Source organism: Erwinia billingiae Eb661, assembly GCF_000196615.1.
GTDB classification, from domain to species: domain Bacteria; phylum Pseudomonadota; class Gammaproteobacteria; order Enterobacterales; family Enterobacteriaceae; genus Erwinia; species Erwinia billingiae.
The window spans coordinates 994,512-1,012,455 of sequence record NC_014306.1 but is presented as its reverse complement, the minus strand read 5'-3'; the positions used below and the strand labels follow the sequence as shown (position 1 = coordinate 1,012,455).

Annotated in this window: 15 protein-coding genes, 3 tRNA genes and 3 rRNA genes; 9 read left to right on the top strand and 12 right to left on the bottom strand. The window is 53.5% G+C overall.

Going from position 1 to position 17,944, the window contains the following annotated elements:
- Positions 1 to 233: 233 nt before the first annotated feature.
- Positions 234 to 1,148, top strand: coding sequence for a DNA-binding transcriptional regulator YafC (gene yafC / locus EBC_RS05875; RefSeq protein WP_013200875.1), 915 nt, complete (start codon positions 234 to 236; stop codon positions 1,146 to 1,148).
- 15 nt (positions 1,149 to 1,163) lie between these two features.
- On the opposite strand, the gene dkgB is transcribed toward yafC, so the two are convergent.
- From dkgB to gmhB, 8 genes are all read right to left on the bottom strand, one after another.
- The gene (dkgB, locus tag EBC_RS05870; protein ID WP_013200874.1) at positions 1,164 to 1,967 is read right to left on the bottom strand and encodes a 2,5-didehydrogluconate reductase DkgB; all 804 of its coding nucleotides are present in this window, start codon (positions 1,965 to 1,967) and stop codon (positions 1,164 to 1,166) included.
- 168 nt (positions 1,968 to 2,135) lie between these two features.
- Positions 2,136 to 2,212, bottom strand: a tRNA-Asp gene (locus EBC_RS05865).
- Between the two features lie 100 nt (positions 2,213 to 2,312).
- Positions 2,313 to 2,428, bottom strand: a 5S ribosomal RNA gene (gene rrf / locus EBC_RS05860).
- A gap of 228 nt (positions 2,429 to 2,656) precedes the next feature.
- A 23S ribosomal RNA gene (locus tag EBC_RS05855) occupies positions 2,657 to 5,563 on the bottom strand.
- 202 nt (positions 5,564 to 5,765) lie between these two features.
- Positions 5,766 to 5,841 (bottom strand) — tRNA-Ala (locus EBC_RS05850).
- Positions 5,842 to 5,996: 155 nt separating this feature from the next.
- Positions 5,997 to 6,073: transfer RNA gene (locus EBC_RS05845), tRNA-Ile, on the bottom strand.
- Positions 6,074 to 6,148: 75 nt separating this feature from the next.
- Positions 6,149 to 7,689 (bottom strand): 16S ribosomal RNA (locus EBC_RS05840).
- The 16S, 23S and 5S rRNA genes sit together here with 3 tRNA genes alongside, the layout of an rRNA operon.
- A 390-nt stretch (positions 7,690 to 8,079) precedes the next feature.
- Positions 8,080 to 8,640: a D-glycero-beta-D-manno-heptose 1,7-bisphosphate 7-phosphatase gene (gene gmhB / locus EBC_RS05835; RefSeq protein ID WP_013200873.1), complete on the bottom strand. Its 561-nt coding sequence runs from the start codon at positions 8,638 to 8,640 to the stop codon at positions 8,080 to 8,082.
- Between the two features lie 179 nt (positions 8,641 to 8,819).
- Between gmhB and metN the strand changes: the two genes are divergently transcribed.
- The 6 genes from metN to proS all read left to right on the top strand — a co-directional run bounded on the left by metN (position 8,820) and on the right by proS (position 14,425).
- Positions 8,820 to 9,851 carry a methionine ABC transporter ATP-binding protein MetN gene (gene metN, locus EBC_RS05830; RefSeq protein WP_013200872.1) on the top strand — a complete coding sequence of 344 codons (1,032 nt, stop codon included), beginning with the start codon at positions 8,820 to 8,822 and terminating at the stop codon, positions 9,849 to 9,851.
- The gene (locus tag EBC_RS05825) at positions 9,844 to 10,497 is read left to right on the top strand and encodes a methionine ABC transporter permease MetI (protein ID WP_013200871.1); all 654 of its coding nucleotides are present in this window, start codon (positions 9,844 to 9,846) and stop codon (positions 10,495 to 10,497) included. The genes metN and EBC_RS05825 overlap by 8 nt, the downstream gene beginning before the upstream one ends.
- A gap of 28 nt (positions 10,498 to 10,525) precedes the next feature.
- Complete coding sequence (locus EBC_RS05820) at positions 10,526 to 11,341, top strand: MetQ/NlpA family lipoprotein (protein WP_013200870.1); 816 nt, start codon at positions 10,526 to 10,528, stop codon at positions 11,339 to 11,341.
- Positions 11,342 to 11,487: 146 nt separating this feature from the next.
- Positions 11,488 to 11,892, top strand: coding sequence for an Rcs stress response system protein RcsF (gene rcsF, locus EBC_RS05815; RefSeq protein WP_013200869.1), 405 nt, complete (start codon positions 11,488 to 11,490; stop codon positions 11,890 to 11,892).
- Positions 11,889 to 12,596, top strand: coding sequence for a tRNA (N6-threonylcarbamoyladenosine(37)-N6)-methyltransferase TrmO (tsaA, locus tag EBC_RS05810; protein WP_013200868.1), 708 nt, complete (start codon positions 11,889 to 11,891; stop codon positions 12,594 to 12,596). The genes rcsF and tsaA overlap by 4 nt, the downstream gene beginning before the upstream one ends.
- Before the next feature lie 110 nt (positions 12,597 to 12,706).
- The gene (gene proS / locus EBC_RS05805) at positions 12,707 to 14,425 is read left to right on the top strand and encodes a proline--tRNA ligase (RefSeq protein ID WP_013200867.1); all 1,719 of its coding nucleotides are present in this window, start codon (positions 12,707 to 12,709) and stop codon (positions 14,423 to 14,425) included.
- A 100-nt stretch (positions 14,426 to 14,525) separates the two neighbouring features.
- Here the strand turns inward: proS and arfB are convergent, their stop codons facing one another.
- Positions 14,526 to 14,945, bottom strand: a complete 420-nt coding sequence (arfB, locus tag EBC_RS05800; protein WP_013200866.1) for an alternative ribosome rescue aminoacyl-tRNA hydrolase ArfB — start codon at positions 14,943 to 14,945, stop codon at positions 14,526 to 14,528.
- Positions 14,942 to 15,496: a YaeQ family protein gene (locus EBC_RS05795; RefSeq protein WP_013200865.1), complete on the bottom strand. Its 555-nt coding sequence runs from the start codon at positions 15,494 to 15,496 to the stop codon at positions 14,942 to 14,944. The genes arfB and EBC_RS05795 overlap by 4 nt, the downstream gene beginning before the upstream one ends.
- A 132-nt stretch (positions 15,497 to 15,628) precedes the next feature.
- On the opposite strand from EBC_RS05795, the gene EBC_RS25010 reads away from it, so the two are divergent.
- Both EBC_RS25010 and rof read left to right on the top strand, forming a co-directional pair.
- Positions 15,629 to 15,829 (top strand): YaeP family protein, encoded by a 201-nt coding sequence (locus EBC_RS25010; RefSeq protein WP_071822098.1) that lies wholly within the window; start codon positions 15,629 to 15,631, stop codon positions 15,827 to 15,829.
- On the top strand, positions 15,816 to 16,079 hold the full coding sequence (rof, locus tag EBC_RS05790) for a Rho-binding antiterminator (protein WP_013200864.1): 264 nt from the start codon (positions 15,816 to 15,818) through the stop codon (positions 16,077 to 16,079). Before EBC_RS25010 ends, rof begins: the two co-directional genes overlap by 14 nt.
- 39 nt (positions 16,080 to 16,118) lie before the next feature.
- Here rof and tilS read toward each other — a convergent pair whose 3' ends face one another.
- Positions 16,119 to 17,420: a tRNA lysidine(34) synthetase TilS gene (gene tilS / locus EBC_RS05785; protein ID WP_013200863.1), complete on the bottom strand. Its 1,302-nt coding sequence runs from the start codon at positions 17,418 to 17,420 to the stop codon at positions 16,119 to 16,121.
- A gap of 62 nt (positions 17,421 to 17,482) precedes the next feature.
- A complete protein-coding gene (locus EBC_RS05780; protein WP_013200862.1) occupies positions 17,483 to 17,872 on the bottom strand; it encodes a VOC family protein in 390 nt (129 codons plus the stop codon).
- Positions 17,873 to 17,944 lie beyond the last annotated feature (72 nt).

Genomic DNA, 17,944 nt, shown 5'->3' with positions numbered 1-17,944 from the left:
TGGCCTTAGTTACTGCTGAATGAATCATTGTGTCATTCAGTTATAGGGGCTTTGGTAGTGAGTTTCAATCGGATCAGACTAATAACTGCTGTTAGTCGGTAAACAAATGATAACAAGGGCCGAGCGTTATCCGGCTTGCTTGCGGTAACAGTTTCCATAGCGCTCGGGATCGGCACATGATTAAATAACAAAATAATTCAAAGTCTCAGCAGAGTTTTGCTCAAGGAGCAATAATGAAGGCCAATTCAGAAGAACTGGCAATTTTTGTCGCCGTGGTCGAGAGCGGCAGTTTTAGCCGGGCAGCAGAGCAGCTGGACATGGCTAACTCTGCCGTCAGTCGGGCGGTCAAAAAGCTGGAAACCAAGTTGGGTGTAGAGTTACTGACCCGAACCACAAGACAGGTCAATCTCACTCAGGAAGGCGACGTCTATTTTCGCCGGGTCCAGTCGGTGCTTCAGGAGATGGCTGCGGCTGAAAACGAGCTGATGGAAAGCCGACAGATGCCGCAAGGATTACTGCGGATCGATGCGGCCACGCCGGTTGTGCTGCATCTGCTGATGCCGATGATCAAGCCTTACCGGGAGCGCTATCCGGAAGTCACGCTTTCGCTGGTATCCTCTGAGACCTTTATTAATTTGATTGAGCGGAAGGTGGATATCGCCATCCGGGCAGGTAACCTGACTGACTCAAGTCTGCGGGCTCGCCCTCTTTTTACCAGCTACCGTAAAATTGTTGCCAGTCCTGACTACCTGCAGCAGCACGGTATCCCGCACTCTTGTCAGGATCTCGCCGGGCATGTCTGCATGGGATTTGTCGAACCTCTGAGTCTGAACCGCTGGCCGATAGCAAAAGCCGACGGGCAGCTTTACGACATCACGGCGGATCCCACCTCTAATAGCGGCGAAACCATCAAGCAGCTCTGCTTAATTGGTAACGGTATTGCCTGCCTGTCAGACTATATGATTGACCGTGAGATCAGAGAGGGAACCCTGGTGGAATTACTGGCTGATAAGATCCTGCCCATCGAAATGCCGTTTAACGCGGTGTACTACAGCGATCGAGCGGTGAGTACACGCATCCGCTCGTTTATCGATTTTCTCGATGAGTGGGTGAAAGCAGCGCTTCCAGGGACACGGGAAGCGCCTTAAAGCCAGAGTGAAAGATTAATCCCAGTCAGGTGCCAGACCTTCAGGGCTGACCAGACGTTCAGCACGATCCAGTTTGGCGATCTTCGCCCGATCCTCAGTATCCAGCTTCAGATCCCTTGCTGCCATGTTGCTTTGCAGATTCGCACGTTGAGTGGAGGAAGGGATCACCGCATACCCTTCCTGCATAGCCCATGCCAGCACTACCTGAGCGGCTGTCGCCTGATGCTTAGCGGCAATCTCAATAATCACCGGTTCCTGCAAGGCTTTACCATACGCCAGCGTCATATAGGAGGTGATGTGGATCCCCTTCTCACGGGCAAAATCCACCACCTTGCGGTTCTGCAGGAAAGGATGGAGTTCGATTTGGTTGGTAGCAATCTGCTCAACCCCGACCGCATCAATCGCCTGCTGCATCAGCTCTGTGGTGAAATTGGAGATACCAATCTGGCGGGTCAGCCCGGCATCTTTCGCCGCAACCAGTGCCTTCATGGTTTCCGCGACCGTTACCGCGGCACCTGGCGATGGCCAGTGAATCAAGGTCAGATCGACGTAATCCGTGCGTAACTTACTCAGGCTCTCTTTCAGGCTGGAGATCAAGGCGTCGGCACTGAGGTTTTCTACCCAAATCTTGGTAGTGATAAACAGCTGGTCGCGCGCCACACCGCTTTCTGCGATCGCCTGCCCTACTGCAGCTTCATTGCCATAAATCTGGGCGGTATCAATGACGCGATAGCCGAGATCCAGTGCGTTTTTCACTGATGCGATTACCACGTCATCTTGCAGGCGGAAGGTGCCCAAACCGAATGCTGGAAGTGTCATAAATCCTCTGTTGTTACTGTTATTGGTTAAGTTGCGAGGAGTATGACAGAGGAATTATTGACGAAAAAGCCGCTAACAATCACAACACTTTTGCTTTGTGAGCAACAATAGCCAAACGACAGACACAAAAAAGCCCTGAGTCTTAAGACTCAGGGCTTCATGTTTAAGTGGCGGAACGGACGGGGCTCGAACCCGCGACCCCCTGCGTGACAGGCAGGTATTCTAACCAACTGAACTACCGCTCCACCGATTCTGTACTGACTTCAGAATGTTGCTTCTGATATCAGGTGTTTCACCCTTTCCGTGTCACTGGAAAGGTCATGACCATAAATGGTCTGAATTGATGCCTGGCAGTTCCCTACTCTCGCATGGGGAGACCCCACACTACCATCGGCGCTACGGCGTTTCACTTCTGAGTTCGGCATGGGGTCAGGTGGGACCACCGCGCTAAAGCCGCCAGGCAAATTCTGTGCTCTGTCCTGTGTATTTCGCTCCGTGGCCGCGTTGGCCGCGCTTGTAAACTCAGTCACATACCTCAGTATGCTCCTTCCTTCACGGCGCTTGCCGCCTTGCCACAAAGCAAAATCCCACGGACCGGGGTCCGCAGAACAGATAATTCTTTAATCCGGTTCAAGCTGAAAATATCGTTTGTGTCTCTCAGACACCCACCAGAACGCTTCTGGTGTTGTAAGGTTAAGCCTCACGGGTCATTAGTACCGGTTAGCTCAACGCATCGCTGCGCTTACACACCCGGCCTATCAACGTCGTAGTCTTCAACGTCCCTTCAGGGGCCTTAAAGGCCCAGGGAAGATTCATCTCGAGGCAAGTTTCGCGCTTAGATGCTTTCAGCGCTTATCTTTTCCGCACTTAGCTACCGGGCAATGCCATTGGCATGACAACCCGAACACCAGTGGTGCGTTCACTCCGGTCCTCTCGTACTAGGAGCAACCCCTCTCAATCTTCCAGCGCCCACGGCAGATAGGGACCGAACTGTCTCACGACGTTCTAAACCCAGCTCGCGTACCACTTTAAACGGCGAACAGCCGTACCCTTGGGACCTACTTCAGCCCCAGGATGTGATGAGCCGACATCGAGGTGCCAAACACCGCCGTCGATATGAACTCTTGGGCGGTATCAGCCTGTTATCCCCGGAGTACCTTTTATCCGTTGAGCGATGGCCCTTCCATTCAGAACCACCGGATCACTATGACCTGCTTTCGCACCTGCTCGAGCCGTCACTCTCGCAGTCAAGCTAGCTTATGCCATTGCACTAACCTCACGATGTCCGACCGTGATTAGCTAACCTTCGTGCTCCTCCGTTACTCTTTAGGAGGAGACCGCCCCAGTCAAACTACCCACCAGACACTGTCCCCACGCCGGATCACGGCGCCAGGTTAGAACATCAAACGTTAAAGGGTGGTATTTCAAGGTTGGCTCCACGCAGACTGGCGTCCACGCTTCAAAGCCTCCCACCTATCCTACACATCAAGGTTCAATATTCAGTGTCAAGCTATAGTAAAGGTTCACGGGGTCTTTCCGTCTTGCCGCGGGTACACTGCATCTTCACAGCGAGTTCAATTTCACTGAGTCTCGGGTGGAGACAGCCTGGCCATCATTACGCCATTCGTGCAGGTCGGAACTTACCCGACAAGGAATTTCGCTACCTTAGGACCGTTATAGTTACGGCCGCCGTTTACCGGGGCTTCGATCAAGAGCTTCTCCTTGCGGATAACCCCATCAATTAACCTTCCGGCACCGGGCAGGCGTCACACCGTATACGTCCACTTTCGTGTTTGCACAGTGCTGTGTTTTTAATAAACAGTTGCAGCCAGCTGGTATCTTCGACTGGCTTCAGCTCCGGGAGCAAGTCCCTTCACCTACGCGCCAGCGTGCCTTCTCCCGAAGTTACGGCACCATTTTGCCTAGTTCCTTCACCCGAGTTCTCTCAAGCGCCTTGGTATTCTCTACCTGACCACCTGTGTCGGTTTGGGGTACGATTCTGTGTTACCTGATGCTTAGAGGCTTTTCCTGGAAGCAGGGCATTTGTTACTTCAGCACCGTAGTGCCTCGTCATCACACCTCAGCGTTAAAAGAGTCCGGATTTACCTAAACTCTCCGCCTACATGCTTAAACCGGGACAACCGTCGCCCGGCTAACATAGCCTTCTCCGTCCCCCCTTCGCAGTAACACCGAGTACAGGAATATTAACCTGTTTCCCATCGACTACGCCTTTCGGCCTCGCCTTAGGGGTCGACTCACCCTGCCCCGATTAACGTTGGACAGGAACCCTTGGTCTTCCGGCGAGCGGGCTTTTCACCCGCTTTATCGTTACTTATGTCAGCATTCGCACTTCTGATACCTCCAGCAGCCCTCACAGGCCACCTTCGACGGCTTACAGAACGCTCCCCTACCCAACAACGCATAAGCGTCGCTGCCGCAGCTTCGGTGCATGGTTTAGCCCCGTTACATCTTCCGCGCAGGCCGACTCGACCAGTGAGCTATTACGCTTTCTTTAAATGATGGCTGCTTCTAAGCCAACATCCTGGCTGTCTGTGCCTTCCCACATCGTTTCCCACTTAACCATGACTTTGGGACCTTAGCTGGCGGTCTGGGTTGTTTCCCTCTTCACGACGGACGTTAGCACCCGCCGTGTGTCTCCCGTGATAACATTCTTCGGTATTCGCAGTTTGCATCGGGTTGGTAAGCCGGGATGGCCCCCTAGCCGAAACAGTGCTCTACCCCCGAAGATGAGTTCACGAGGCGCTACCTAAATAGCTTTCGGGGAGAACCAGCTATCTCCCGGTTTGATTGGCCTTTCACCCCCAGCCACAAGTCATCCGCTAATTTTTCAACATTAGTCGGTTCGGTCCTCCAGTTAGTGTTACCCAACCTTCAACCTGCCCATGGCTAGATCACCGGGTTTCGGGTCTATACCCTGCAACTTAACGCCCAGTTAAGACTCGGTTTCCCTTCGGCTCCCCTATACGGTTAACCTTGCTACAGAATATAAGTCGCTGACCCATTATACAAAAGGTACGCAGTCACACCACGAAGGTGCTCCCACTGCTTGTACGTACACGGTTTCAGGTTCTGTTTCACTCCCCTCGCCGGGGTTCTTTTCGCCTTTCCCTCACGGTACTGGTTCACTATCGGTCAGTCAGGAGTATTTAGCCTTGGAGGATGGTCCCCCCATATTCAGACAGGATGTCACGTGTCCCGCCCTACTCATCGAACTCACAGCAAGTGCATTTTTGTGTACGGGAGTATCACCCTGTACCCTGCGACTTTCCAGACGCTTCCACTAATGCACAAACTGATTCAGGTTCTGGGCTGTTCCCCGTTCGCTCGCCGCTACTGGGGGAATCTCGGTTGATTTCTTTTCCTCTGGGTACTTAGATGTTTCAGTTCCCCAGGTTCGCCTTGCAACACTATGTATTCATGTTGCAATGATGCACCAAAGTGCACCGGGTTTCCCCATTCGGGTATCGTCGGTTATTGCGGTTCATATCACCTTACCGACGCTTATCGCAGATTAGCACGCCCTTCATCGCCTCTGACTGCCTAGGCATCCACCGTGTACGCTTAGTCACTTAACCTCACAACCCACAAGCGTCCCGAAAGACACATTGCTGTTGTAAGCATTTGAGAGACTCGAACATATCGTTGATTTCATTCTTATTACGGAGAATGAAAACGACATGTCGTTTCAATTTTCAGCTTGTTCCGGATTGTTAAAGAGCATAATACTTCGCAGCACACCGTTGCCGGTACGCTCTGAAGTATTGTCAGAAAACTGCATGGTGGAGCTAAGCGGGATCGAACCGCTGACCTCCTGCGTGCAAGGCAGGCGCTCTCCCAGCTGAGCTATAGCCCCATACAGTTACTGCAGAGACCATCTACTACCACTCAACGTGAGTTCATCAGCCACCGTCAGGCGACAAATGTTAATTTTTGCTCAGGCAAGGCATGTTTTCTCGCCGCATAGTTCACTATGCAAGCCGGAAACATAACGCAGCATGAGTGAAAATTTGGTAGGCCTGAGTGGACTTGAACCACCGACCTCACCCTTATCAGGGGTGCGCTCTAACCACCTGAGCTACAAGCCTGTAGAGGTTTTTTCTGCTCGTTACTTTTCTATCAGACAATCTGTTGTGGACACTACGCGGGAAGGTATCTTCAGGTAAGGAGGTGATCCAACCGCAGGTTCCCCTACGGTTACCTTGTTACGACTTCACCCCAGTCATGAATCACAAAGTGGTAAGCGCCCTCCCGAAGGTTAAGCTACCTACTTCTTTTGCAACCCACTCCCATGGTGTGACGGGCGGTGTGTACAAGGCCCGGGAACGTATTCACCGTAGCATTCTGATCTACGATTACTAGCGATTCCGACTTCACGGAGTCGAGTTGCAGACTCCGATCCGGACTACGACGCACTTTGTGAGGTCCGCTTGCTCTCGCGAGTTCGCTTCTCTTTGTATGCGCCATTGTAGCACGTGTGTAGCCCTGGCCGTAAGGGCCATGATGACTTGACGTCATCCCCACCTTCCTCCGGTTTGTCACCGGCAGTCTCCTTTGAGTTCCCGACATTACTCGCTGGCAACAAAGGATAAGGGTTGCGCTCGTTGCGGGACTTAACCCAACATTTCACAACACGAGCTGACGACAGCCATGCAGCACCTGTCTCACGGTTCCCGAAGGCACTAAGGCATCTCTGCCGAATTCCGTGGATGTCAAGGCCAGGTAAGGTTCTTCGCGTTGCATCGAATTAAACCACATGCTCCACCGCTTGTGCGGGCCCCCGTCAATTCATTTGAGTTTTAACCTTGCGGCCGTACTCCCCAGGCGGTCGACTTAACGCGTTAGCTCCGGAAGCCACGCCTCAAGGGCACAACCTCCAAGTCGACATCGTTTACGGCGTGGACTACCAGGGTATCTAATCCTGTTTGCTCCCCACGCTTTCGCACCTGAGCGTCAGTCTTTGTCCAGGGGGCCGCCTTCGCCACCGGTATTCCTCCAGATCTCTACGCATTTCACCGCTACACCTGGAATTCTACCCCCCTCTACAAGACTCTAGCCTGCCAGTTTCAAATGCAGTTCCCAGGTTAAGCCCGGGGATTTCACATCTGACTTGACAGACCGCCTGCGTGCGCTTTACGCCCAGTAATTCCGATTAACGCTTGCACCCTCCGTATTACCGCGGCTGCTGGCACGGAGTTAGCCGGTGCTTCTTCTGCGGGTAACGTCAATCGACAAGGTTATTAACCTTATCGCCTTCCTCCCCGCTGAAAGTACTTTACAACCCGAAGGCCTTCTTCATACACGCGGCATGGCTGCATCAGGCTTGCGCCCATTGTGCAATATTCCCCACTGCTGCCTCCCGTAGGAGTCTGGACCGTGTCTCAGTTCCAGTGTGGCTGGTCATCCTCTCAGACCAGCTAGGGATCGTCGCCTAGGTGAGCCATTACCCCACCTACTAGCTAATCCCATCTGGGCACATCCGATGGTGTGAGGCCCGAAGGTCCCCCACTTTGGTCCGAAGACGTTATGCGGTATTAGCTACCGTTTCCAGTAGTTATCCCCCTCCATCAGGCAGTTTCCCAGACATTACTCACCCGTCCGCCACTCGTCACCCGAGAGCAAGCTCTCTGTGCTACCGTTCGACTTGCATGTGTTAGGCCTGCCGCCAGCGTTCAATCTGAGCCATGATCAAACTCTTCAATTAAAAGTTCGATTTGCTGAAACAAGTTCAGCGATGCTCAAGTGTAAAACGTCATAATGAATTTCATTATGTGTTCACTCTTAAGGCTTGATATTTTTTTGCGCCTTGCGGCGCTGATATCAATCCTGCGAGTGCCCACACAGATTGTCTGATAAATTGTTAAAGAGCGTTGCGGTAAGTGCCTTAGCGCCTTACTGCGAGGTGGCGTATATTACGCTTTCCTCTTTCAGAGTCAACCCCTTAAATCAGGATTTTTCTCTTCATCTTTCAGCACACTGAGCGTTTGCTCGTTGCCGTTCGATGGAGGCGCATTATAGGGATACGCCGCGGGAAGGCAAGCGTAAATCTGAACTTTTTTACCGTTCGATGAAACTTCACTCAGAACGCTGCTTTTTAGCCCTGTTTGATGCGTGCAGGCAGGTCTGCAAGGCTATTAATCACCCAGTCAGCTGCTTTTTCACCCTCTTCGGTAATCGGCTTGCCGCTACGAACTAATACCTTTATTCCTACACCGGCGGCTTTACCTGCCAGCATGTCATCAATTTTGTCGCCAACCATATAAGAAGCGGCCATATCGATGTTCAGTTCTTTCTGCGCGGATAACAGCATGCCGGGTTCTGGCTTACGGCAATCACACTGCTGGCGATACTCTTCTATTACACCTTCCGGATGATGCGGGCAGAAATAGATGCCATCCAGGTCAACGTCACGATCGGCGAGCGACCAGTCCATCCATTCAGTGAGCTGCATAAAGGTGTCTTCGGAAAAGATGCCGCGCGCAATACCGGACTGGTTCGTCACCATTACCAGTGCGTAACCCATCTTCTTCAGTTCCTGCATCGCCTCAATGGCACCGTCTATAAACTGAAAGTTGTCGATCTCATGGACGTAGCCATGATCCTCATTCATCGTGCCATCACGATCGAGAAATATGGCGGGGACTTTGTCTGTCACGTAGAAACTCCTGCTACTAAAGTTGCCGTAGAGTATCGCATGATTGCGCTAACGGTGAGAATGGCAGATTGAATGACTTTGATTGATTTAGACGTCTGGATGCCTTAACATCCACTCGCATTTCGCCCAAGGGCGATGCACTCAATACACGCCACGGATAACTGCACTACGATAATAAAATGATAAAACTTAACTCTATCACCAAAGTGTTCCAGCAGGGCACACGTACCATTACAGCGCTGTCTGATGTCAGCCTGCACGTGCCGGCCGGACAAATTTATGGCGTTATTGGCGCATCGGGCGCAGGGAAAAGTACCCTGATCCGCTGCGTGAATCTGCTTGAACGCCCAACGTCCGGCACTGTGCTGGTCGACGGTCAGGACCTTACCGGCCTTTCTGAAACTCAGCTGACCCAGGCCCGTCGCCAGATTGGCATGATCTTCCAGCACTTCAACCTGATGAACTCCCGTACCGTTGCAGGGAACGTTGCCCTGCCGCTGGAGTTAGGCAAGCTTTCCCGCAGCGAAATCAACGCCCGCGTAAAAGAGCTGCTGGAGCTGGTTGGCCTGGCGGACAAACACGATTCCTGGCCGGCTAACCTGTCTGGCGGGCAGAAGCAGCGCGTGGCGATTGCCCGTGCGCTGGCCACCAATCCGAAGGTTCTGTTGTGTGATGAAGCCACCAGCGCACTGGACCCGGCAACCACGCGTTCAATCCTCGAATTGTTGAAGGACATTAACCGCCGTCTGGGGATCACCATTTTGCTGATCACCCATGAGATGGATGTCGTGAAGCGCATCTGCGATCAGGTTGCGGTGATCAGTAACGGTGAACTGATTGAGCAGGACACGGTAAGTGAAGTGTTCTCTCATCCGAAGACGCCGCTGGCACAGCAATTTATCCAGTCGACGCTGCATCTGGATATCCCGGAAGACTACAGCGCCCGTCTGTCCGCAGACAACACTCCTGAGAGCGTGCCTTTATTACGCCTGGAATTCACCGGTCAGTCTGTCGATGCGCCACTGCTTTCCGAGTCGGCCCGCCGCTTCAACGTGAATAACAATATTATCAGTGCCCAGATGGATTACGCCGGTGGTGTGAAGTTTGGCATCATGCTGACCGAAATGCATGGCACCGAAGCCGATACTCAGGCGGCTATTACGTTCCTGAAAGAGCATCATGTAAAGGTAGAGGTATTAGGTTATGTCTGAAGCGATGATTATGCTTCTTTGCCGGGGCGTCTGGGAGACGCTGGTCATGACGTTTGTCTCTGGCTTCTTCGGTTTTGTTATTGGCCTGCCGCTTGGCGTTCTTTTATATGTCACTCGCCCAGGTCAGATTATTGAAAGCCGTTCACTGTATCGCTCACTGTCAGCGCTGGTGAATATCTTCCGTGCGATACCCTTCATTATCCTGCTGGTTTGGATGATCCCGTTCACCCGAATGATTGTCGGCACCTCTATTGGCCTGCAGGCGGCGATTGTGCCACTGACGATTGGCGCGGCACCCTTTATTGCCCGTATGGTTGAGAACACGCTGCTGGAACTGCCTACCGGCTTGATCGAGGCTTCCCGCGCGATGGGCGCCACGCCGTTCCAGATCGTGAAGAAAGTTCTGCTACCTGAAGCACTGCCCGGCTTAATTAATGCCGCTACCATTACGCTGATTACTCTGGTTGGCTATTCCGCAATGGGCGGTGCCGTTGGCGCCGGCGGTCTGGGCCAGATTGGTATTCAGTACGGTTATATCGGCTATAACGCTACGGTGATGAACACGGTATTAGTGTTGTTAGTTGTTCTTGTGTATTTGATTCAGTTCTGTGGCGACCGCATTGCACGTGTAGTCACCCATAAATAACCAACTGTTCTTAGATTAAGGAAGGGATATGTCTTTTAACTTTAAAACATTTGCCGCTGTGGGCGCGCTGATTGGTACATTGGCGCTGGTTGGTTGCGATCAGAAAGCGAAAGATCCAAACCACATTAAGGTCGGCGTGATTGTTGGCGCAGAACAGCAGGTTGCCGAAGTGGCCAAGCAGGTCGCGAAAGATAAATACGGCCTGGATGTTGAGCTGGTGACCTTTAACGATTACGTGCTGCCGAACGAAGCGCTGAGCAAAGGCGACATTGATGTTAACGCCTTCCAGCACAAACCTTACCTGGATCAGCAGATCAAGGATCGTGGTTACAAGCTGACGCCGGTTGGCAATACCTTCGTTTACCCAATCGCGGGCTACTCCAAGAAGATCAAATCTCTGGATGAGCTGCAGAACGGTGCGCAGGTTGCTATCCCTAACGATCCAACCAACCTGGGCCGTTCACTGCTGCTGCTGCAGAAAGTGGGCCTGATCAAACTGAAAGAAGGCACCGGCTTGCTGCCAACCTCTCTGGATGTGGTTGAGAATCCTAAGAACATCAAACTGGTTGAACTGGAAGCTCCACAGCTGCCACGTTCACTGGACGATCAGCAGATCGCGCTGGCGGTGATTAACACCACTTACGCCAGCCAGATCAACCTGACCCCGGAAAAAGACGGCATCTTCGTAGAAGATAAAGACTCTCCTTACGTGAACATGATTGTGGCGCGTGAAGATAATAAAGACGCAGAAAACGTGAAGAAATTCGTTCAGGCTTACCAGTCTGACGAAGTGAGCGCTGCGGCTAACAAGATTTTCAATGGTGGTGCAGTTAAAGGCTGGTAAGCCGGGCGGTGGCGGAGATCGCCGCCGATCCAGCGTGACTCAGTACAAAGCGGGCTTTTGCCCGCTTTTTGCCTTTTTAAGCGCTTGTTATTTCCCTGAAGGCTTGTTTCAATAACGCCACTTTTACCGAACCTGAGGATAATCCCATGCGTGTTTTACCGCTCTGTTTGTTAGCCCTTTCGCTGACAGGGTGTTCGTTGATGCATAAACCTTATAAGCCCGTCGAACCCTTTAAGCAGACTACGCAGACTCAGCCTGAACGCAGCAAACCGCAAACGCGGCCCGCGCCGGTAAAACTCTATACCAATGCCAGCGACCTGGTGAGTAAACCATTCCGCGATCTTGGTGAAGTTTATGGCGATGATTGTCAGGCAACGATGCAAAGCTCGCCACCGAACCTCAACACCGCGCGCAAAAGAATGCAGATCCGTGCTTCTGCGATGAAAGCCAATGCGGTGCTGGTCCATCAGTGTGAAATCGTCAGCAATGCACCAGGCTGCTACCGCCAGGCCGTTTGCCAGGGTTCAGCGTTGAAAGTCTCCAATCAATGAGTGCATTTTCCTTCCAGCAAATCGCAACGGTTCATTCCCCCTGGAAGGAGAAGTTTGCCGTTCCCCGCCAGCCCGGCCTGATTGAGGATGGCGGCGGAGAACTTCATCTGCACGCGCCTTATAATCAGCCCGAAGCCGTGCGCGGCCTGGAAGCCTTCAGCCATCTGTGGCTGCTGTTTGTCTTTCACCAGACGATGGAAGGCGGCTGGCGACCGACGGTTCGCCCTCCCCGGCTTGGCGGGAATGCGCGTATGGGAGTCTTTGCGACCCGTTCCACCTTCCGGCCCAATCCCATCGGCATGTCGCTGGTTGAGTTAAAAGGCATTCGTACCGATAAAGGCCAGGTGATTCTCGAACTGGGCAGTCTGGATCTGGTTGATGGCACGCCTGTCGTCGATATCAAGCCCTACCTTCCTTTTGCCGAGTCGATTCCTGATGCCCAGGCCGGATTTGCGCAAATGGCCCCTGAAGCCGCCATGCCAGTGACCTTTTCGCCGCTGGCGCAGCAACAGCTTGCTTTGCACCGCGCGCAGTATCCTCATCTGGAACGCTTTATTCAGCAGGTTCTGGCACAGGATCCGCGTCCGGCTTACCGTAAAGGCGAAGAGCCCGAACGTGAATACGCGGCCTGGCTGCTGGATTTCAACGTTCGCTGGTGCGTAAACGCAGCGGGAACCGTGGTGATTGCGCTCGATCCTCGTTAATTTATTCCCCTGCATCTTTTGAGTCATCGGCCACGCTGGTACACTAGCCGCCAGAATTTTTTTGGCTCTGCTTACTTCGAATAGCTTTCCGCTTAATGGAATCGTAACTCATGCGTACTACTCAATATCTGCTCTCCACCTTAAAGGAGACGCCAGCCGACGCTGAAGTGATCAGCCACCAGCTGATGCTGCGTGCCGGGATGATCCGCAAACTGGCCTCAGGTTTATACACCTGGCTGCCAACCGGTCTGCGCGTACTGAAAAAAGTTGAAAACATCGTGCGTGAAGAGATGAACAACGCCGGTGCGATTGAGATCTCCATGCCGGTCGTTCAGCCCGCTGATTTATGGCAGGAGAGTGGACGCTGGGAGCAATATGGTCCTGAGCTGCTGCGTTTTGTCGATCGTGGCGATCGTCCGTTCGTTCTCGGTCCAACGCATGAAGAAGTGGTCACCGATCTGATCCGTAACGAGCTGAGCTCTTACAAGCAGCTGCCGCTGAACGTGTTCCAGATCCAGACCAAATTCCGTGACGAAGTTCGCCCACGATTTGGCGTGATGCGCTCCCGTGAGTTCATCATGAAAGATGCATACTCTTTCCATGCGTCACAGGAATCGTTGCAGGCCACCTACGATGATATGTACCGCGCCTACAGCCAGAGCTTCAAGCGTATGGGTCTGGACTTCCGTGCCGTGCAGGCGGATACCGGTTCTATCGGCGGCAGCGCTTCGCATGAATTCCAGGTGCTGGCGCAGAGCGGTGAAGATGATGTGATCTTCTCGACCGAATCTGACTATGCGGCCAACATTGAGTTTGCCGAAGCCGTGGCGCCAGCGGGCGGCCGTGCTGATGCTAAACAAGCGATGCAGGAAATCGACACGCCAAACGCGAAAACCATCGCCGAGCTGGTTGAGCAGTTCAACCTGCCGGTCGAGAAAACCGTGAAAACGCTGATGGTGAAAGCGACCAAAGAGAGTGGCCATACGCTGGTTGCTCTGCTGGTTCGTGGCGACCACGCGCTGAACGAAATCAAAGCTGAGAAGCTGGATATCATTGACGCGCCGCTGACTTTCGCCACCGAAGAAGAGATCCGTGCGCTGGTTGGTGCCGGTCCGGGTTCACTGGGTCCTGTTGGTCTGAACATGCCCATCATCATTGACCGCACGGTCGCCGTGATGAGTGACTTCTCTGCCGGTGCCAACGTTGATGGTAAGCACTTTACCGGCATCAACTGGCAGCGCGATCTGCCACTGCCACGTGTAGAAGACATCCGCAACGTGGTGGAAGGCGATGCCAGCCCGGACGGGAAAGGTACGCTGCAGATCAAACGCGGCATTGAAGTGGGCCATATCTTCCAGCTGGGAACCAAGTACTCGGAAGCGATGAAGGCCTCAGTGCAGGGTGAAGATGGACGCAATCAGATCCTGACCATGGGCTGCTACGGCATTGGTATTACCCGTATTGTGGCGGCATCCATTGAGCAGAACCACGATGAACGCGGCATTATCTGGCCTGCAGCGCTGGCACCTTTCCAGGTCGCCATCCTGCCGATGAACATGCACAAATCCTTCCGGGTGAAAGAGCTGGCAGAAGAGCTGTATGCTCAGTTACGCGCGAAAGGCATTGACGTGATTCTGGACGACCGTAAAGAGCGTCCTGGCGTGATGTTTGCGGATATGGAGCTGATTGGTGTGCCACACACGATCGTGATTGGCGACCGTAACCTCGACAGCGAAGAAGTTGAGTACAAATCCCGCCGTGAAGGCGAGAAGCGGATGATCAAAACCGGCGAAATCCTTGATTTCCTGGTCAGCGAGATCAACGGCTAGTAAGACCGCGGGCCGGATAATCCCTTATCCGGCCCGCAATGCGCTTCACCCCCGTTCCTGCCACATCGTTGCCTTGTGCAACGCGCGTTCAAAACCAGGCTTACTCTGCTCCACGCATTTTTCCACGCAGCGATTTGGTGGTTGCCTTACGCGACTTGCCTTCCAGCCGGCGTTTCTTCGATGCCAGCGTAGGCCGCGTCGCTCGCCGGGTCTTTTCGACCACCGTCAGCTCCTGAATCAAATTCTCCAGTCGCTTCAGCGCCGCTTCGCGGTTCATTTCCTGGCTGCGGTATTCCTGCGCCTTGATGATCACTACGCCTTCCGGGGTAATCAGATGGTGGCTGACCGCCATCAGTCGCTCCTTATAAAACCCAGGCAGGCTTGAGGCACGGATATCAAAACGCAGATGGATCGCCGTCGAACTTTTATTGACGTTTTGTCCGCCGTTTCCCTGAGCCCTGATCGCCGTTAGTTCCAGCTCACTGTCAGGGATGGTGACGTTGCGTGACAGAATAATCATGCGCGTTTGCCGTTAACCAACCAGTCAGTGAAGCGCAGCTCCAGGTGGTTTTGGTCGTCAGAAAGCCAGATCGTGCCGTCCTGAATCGTTGCCTGCAGCGTCATCGAGCGTGATGCCAGTTTGATCAACGCACTCAGCTGCTCATCGTCGATAAAACGAATGGTCAGATTATCCTGCTGTGCCAGTTTGCTCTGGTTTTGTTGCCACCAGATCTGTGCTGCACGTCCGTTATAGGTATACAACACCACGCTGGCAGAGCGATTACAGGCTCTTTTCACCCTTCTCTCTTCCGGCAGGCCCAGATCAACCCACAGCTCAATGCCGTTGTGGTCGTTCATCAGCCAGATTTCTGGCTCATCTTCCGCGCTCAGGCCGCGGGTAAAGACCAGACGTTCGTGCGCGTTCACCAGCCAGGCAAGCAGCCGCAGCATCAAACGCTCTTCGGTTTCCGAAGGATGACGAGCCAGCGTGAGGTTGCTGTCGATAAAAACATTTCTGTCCATATCCGCAACGTTGACCGTTGCTTTATAAATGGTCGCTTTAAGTGCCATGGGGTTCCTTATCGTTATTGGCTGCTATTGTAACCCGTCGACACAGCAAATCACTCGCCGGTGGGCTGATTTCACGCAAAAGCCTGTGTTATAGTCGTGAAATAGCCAGAGAAAACTCTGAGTGAGGTGCAAATGCAAAAGTATTGTGAATTAGTTCGCCGCAAGTATGCCCAGATAGGCAGCGGCGATCTGGGATACGTGCCAGACGCATTAGGTTGCGTACTGAAAGCACTTGACGAGGTAGCGGCAAATACTGAGCTACACTCTTCCATCAGGGAACAGGCAGCTTTTGCTGCTGCAAACTTATTGGTGAGCGATTATGTTGACGAATGAAGCCTACAAACCGATAAACTGCGACGATTACGACAACCTTGAACTCGCCTGCCAGAACAGCTGGACGCTGGCGCTGGAAATGAAAGATGGTGAAAAGCTGAAGGCGAAAGCCACAGATATGGTGTCACGAAAGAATGTGGAATATCTGGCTATCGATCTTTCTGGTGAAGTCCGCGAGCTGCGACTGGATCACATTTCCAGCTTCAGTCATCCCGATCTGGGCACCGTAGTGGTCAGCGAATCTGATTAAACCGCCGGGCGGGATTGCTCCCGCCCATGTTCCTCAGTATCACGCCTGTTTAATCCAGCTCACCTGCCAGTAAACGTCCTCATCAGGCTTACCTTCCCGCGTGACAAACACCCCAACCGCTGCAATCAGCGTTTCGCCATAAAACAGCAGTGGCGTGCGATCGCGTTGCCAGGGGGGAATACCCTTTTCCTGCCAGATTTTTTTCAGCGCGCGGCTGCCGGCCCGATCGGTGAGATGGAATTTCCCCTGCGCCTGAAAACGTACGCTGACGATCTCCTCCGGCAAAGGGGCCCGAATCTTTATGCCGGCATCATCGCGCAGCAGGTGTCCCAGCCCGTCGGGCAAGCGGAGGGATGCCTCGCCTGAAGGCCAGCGGAGGATCACATCGGTGACCGGCTCGGTCAGCGCCAGCCAGTAAAGCCGATCGCGATATCGCCTGACGTCAAACCGACCCAGCCGCAAACGCGGTTCGGCATCTTCACGGCTACACGCCACTTCCTGCCACAGCCGCTGCAGCGACGCTTTCGACGGCATCAGTCCGCCCTGTGAGGCAATCCAGCGACGCAGCAGCGCCGCCCGCCTGACCTCGCTCATGGCCAGCAACGGTGCCCATGCCAGACCACCCGCCGCATCCACCAGCGTGCCCAATGATTCAGCCAGCAGCTCATCCAGCAGTTGCTCCTGCTCACCACAAAGCGTCGCGCTGCGGGCAACTGACTGAGCAAAATGGGGCCAGCGGGAAGTCAGCTCGGGGATCACCTTCTGCCGCAGAAAGTTACGGTCAAAACGGGTGTCCTGATTGCTGTCATCCTCAATCCAGCTTAACGCATGCTCCACTGCCCAGGCTTCGAGCTGCCCCCGGGTTTGTAAGAGCAGAGGACGAAGCAGGGTGTGCGTGCCCAACAGCGACTGAACCGGCATTCCCGCCAGCCCGGCGGGTCCGCTGCCGCGCTTTAACGCTAACAGGAAGGTTTCGCACTGATCGTCCAGATGCTGGGCGGTGAGCAGGCATTCGGCAGGTCGAAGATGGTCAGAAAACGCCTGATAGCGCGCATCTCTGGCCGCCGCTTCCACCCCTTTTTCACGGCTATCCAGCGTGACGTTCACCACCACCAGCTCAACCTGCCATCGCTGGCACAGCTGCTGACAATGCTCCACCCAGCCATCGGCCAGCGGATTCAAACCATGATGAATATGGATAGCCCGCAGGTGCAGATCGCCCCGCTGTGCACGCAGGGTAACCAGCTGATGCAGCAAAACCGTTGAATCCAGCCCACCGCTGAAGCCCACCAGCAGATGCTGATGTCCGGCGAGGTGCTGAGCAAGTGCATGCATTGCCATGAGAATTCCGTTAGGGGAAGTGGAAACCCGGCCAGAGCTGGCCGGGGTTGAATGGCGCTATCTTACGCCTGATACAGCTCCAGCGGCAAACCATCCGGATCGTTGAAGAAGGTAAAGCGCTTATCGGTGATCGGATCGATGCGGATGTCTTCGCAAATCACGCCCTTTGATTCCAGATGCGCTTTGGCGGCATCAATATCGTCAACGCTGAAGGCCAGATGGCGCAGGCCACAGGATTCAGGTTGAGTAGGCCGCGAAGGCGGGAAAGGGAAAGAGAACAGTTCAATGGTGTACTGACCGTTGAGCGCCAGATCCCCTTTCCAGGAGTCGCGTGCTTCGCGGTACACTTCGCCGATTAAGGTAAACCCCAGAATGTCGCAATAAAAGTCCTTACTGACCTGATACCGGCTGGCAATAATGGCGATATGGTGCACCTGCTTAATACCTAACATAATAACTCCTTAATAATGGCTTCTATCCCTTACTGTACGCAGGCCTTCAACGACCGACAATGGCACTAATCT

Bases quoted from the DNA above. Each gene is read 5' to 3' on its own strand.
- yafC (WP_013200875.1), top strand. From the start codon at position 234: ATGAAGGCCAATTCAGAAGAACTGGCAATTTTTGTCGCCGTGGTCGAG.
- dkgB (WP_013200874.1), bottom strand. From the start codon at position 1,967: ATGACACTTCCAGCATTCGGTTTGGGCACCTTCCGCCTGCAAGATGAC.
- metN (WP_013200872.1), top strand. From the start codon at position 8,820: ATGATAAAACTTAACTCTATCACCAAAGTGTTCCAGCAGGGCACACGT.
- EBC_RS05825 (WP_013200871.1), top strand. From the start codon at position 9,844: ATGTCTGAAGCGATGATTATGCTTCTTTGCCGGGGCGTCTGGGAGACG.
- EBC_RS05820 (WP_013200870.1), top strand. From the start codon at position 10,526: ATGTCTTTTAACTTTAAAACATTTGCCGCTGTGGGCGCGCTGATTGGT.
- rcsF (WP_013200869.1), top strand. From the start codon at position 11,488: ATGCGTGTTTTACCGCTCTGTTTGTTAGCCCTTTCGCTGACAGGGTGT.
- tsaA (WP_013200868.1), top strand. From the start codon at position 11,889: ATGAGTGCATTTTCCTTCCAGCAAATCGCAACGGTTCATTCCCCCTGG.
- proS (WP_013200867.1), top strand. From the start codon at position 12,707: ATGCGTACTACTCAATATCTGCTCTCCACCTTAAAGGAGACGCCAGCC.
- arfB (WP_013200866.1), bottom strand. From the start codon at position 14,945: ATGATTATTCTGTCACGCAACGTCACCATCCCTGACAGTGAGCTGGAA.
- EBC_RS05795 (WP_013200865.1), bottom strand. From the start codon at position 15,496: ATGGCACTTAAAGCGACCATTTATAAAGCAACGGTCAACGTTGCGGAT.
- EBC_RS25010 (WP_071822098.1), top strand. From the start codon at position 15,629: ATGCAAAAGTATTGTGAATTAGTTCGCCGCAAGTATGCCCAGATAGGC.
- rof (WP_013200864.1), top strand. From the start codon at position 15,816: ATGTTGACGAATGAAGCCTACAAACCGATAAACTGCGACGATTACGAC.
- tilS (WP_013200863.1), bottom strand. From the start codon at position 17,420: ATGGCAATGCATGCACTTGCTCAGCACCTCGCCGGACATCAGCATCTG.
- EBC_RS05780 (WP_013200862.1), bottom strand. From the start codon at position 17,872: ATGTTAGGTATTAAGCAGGTGCACCATATCGCCATTATTGCCAGCCGG.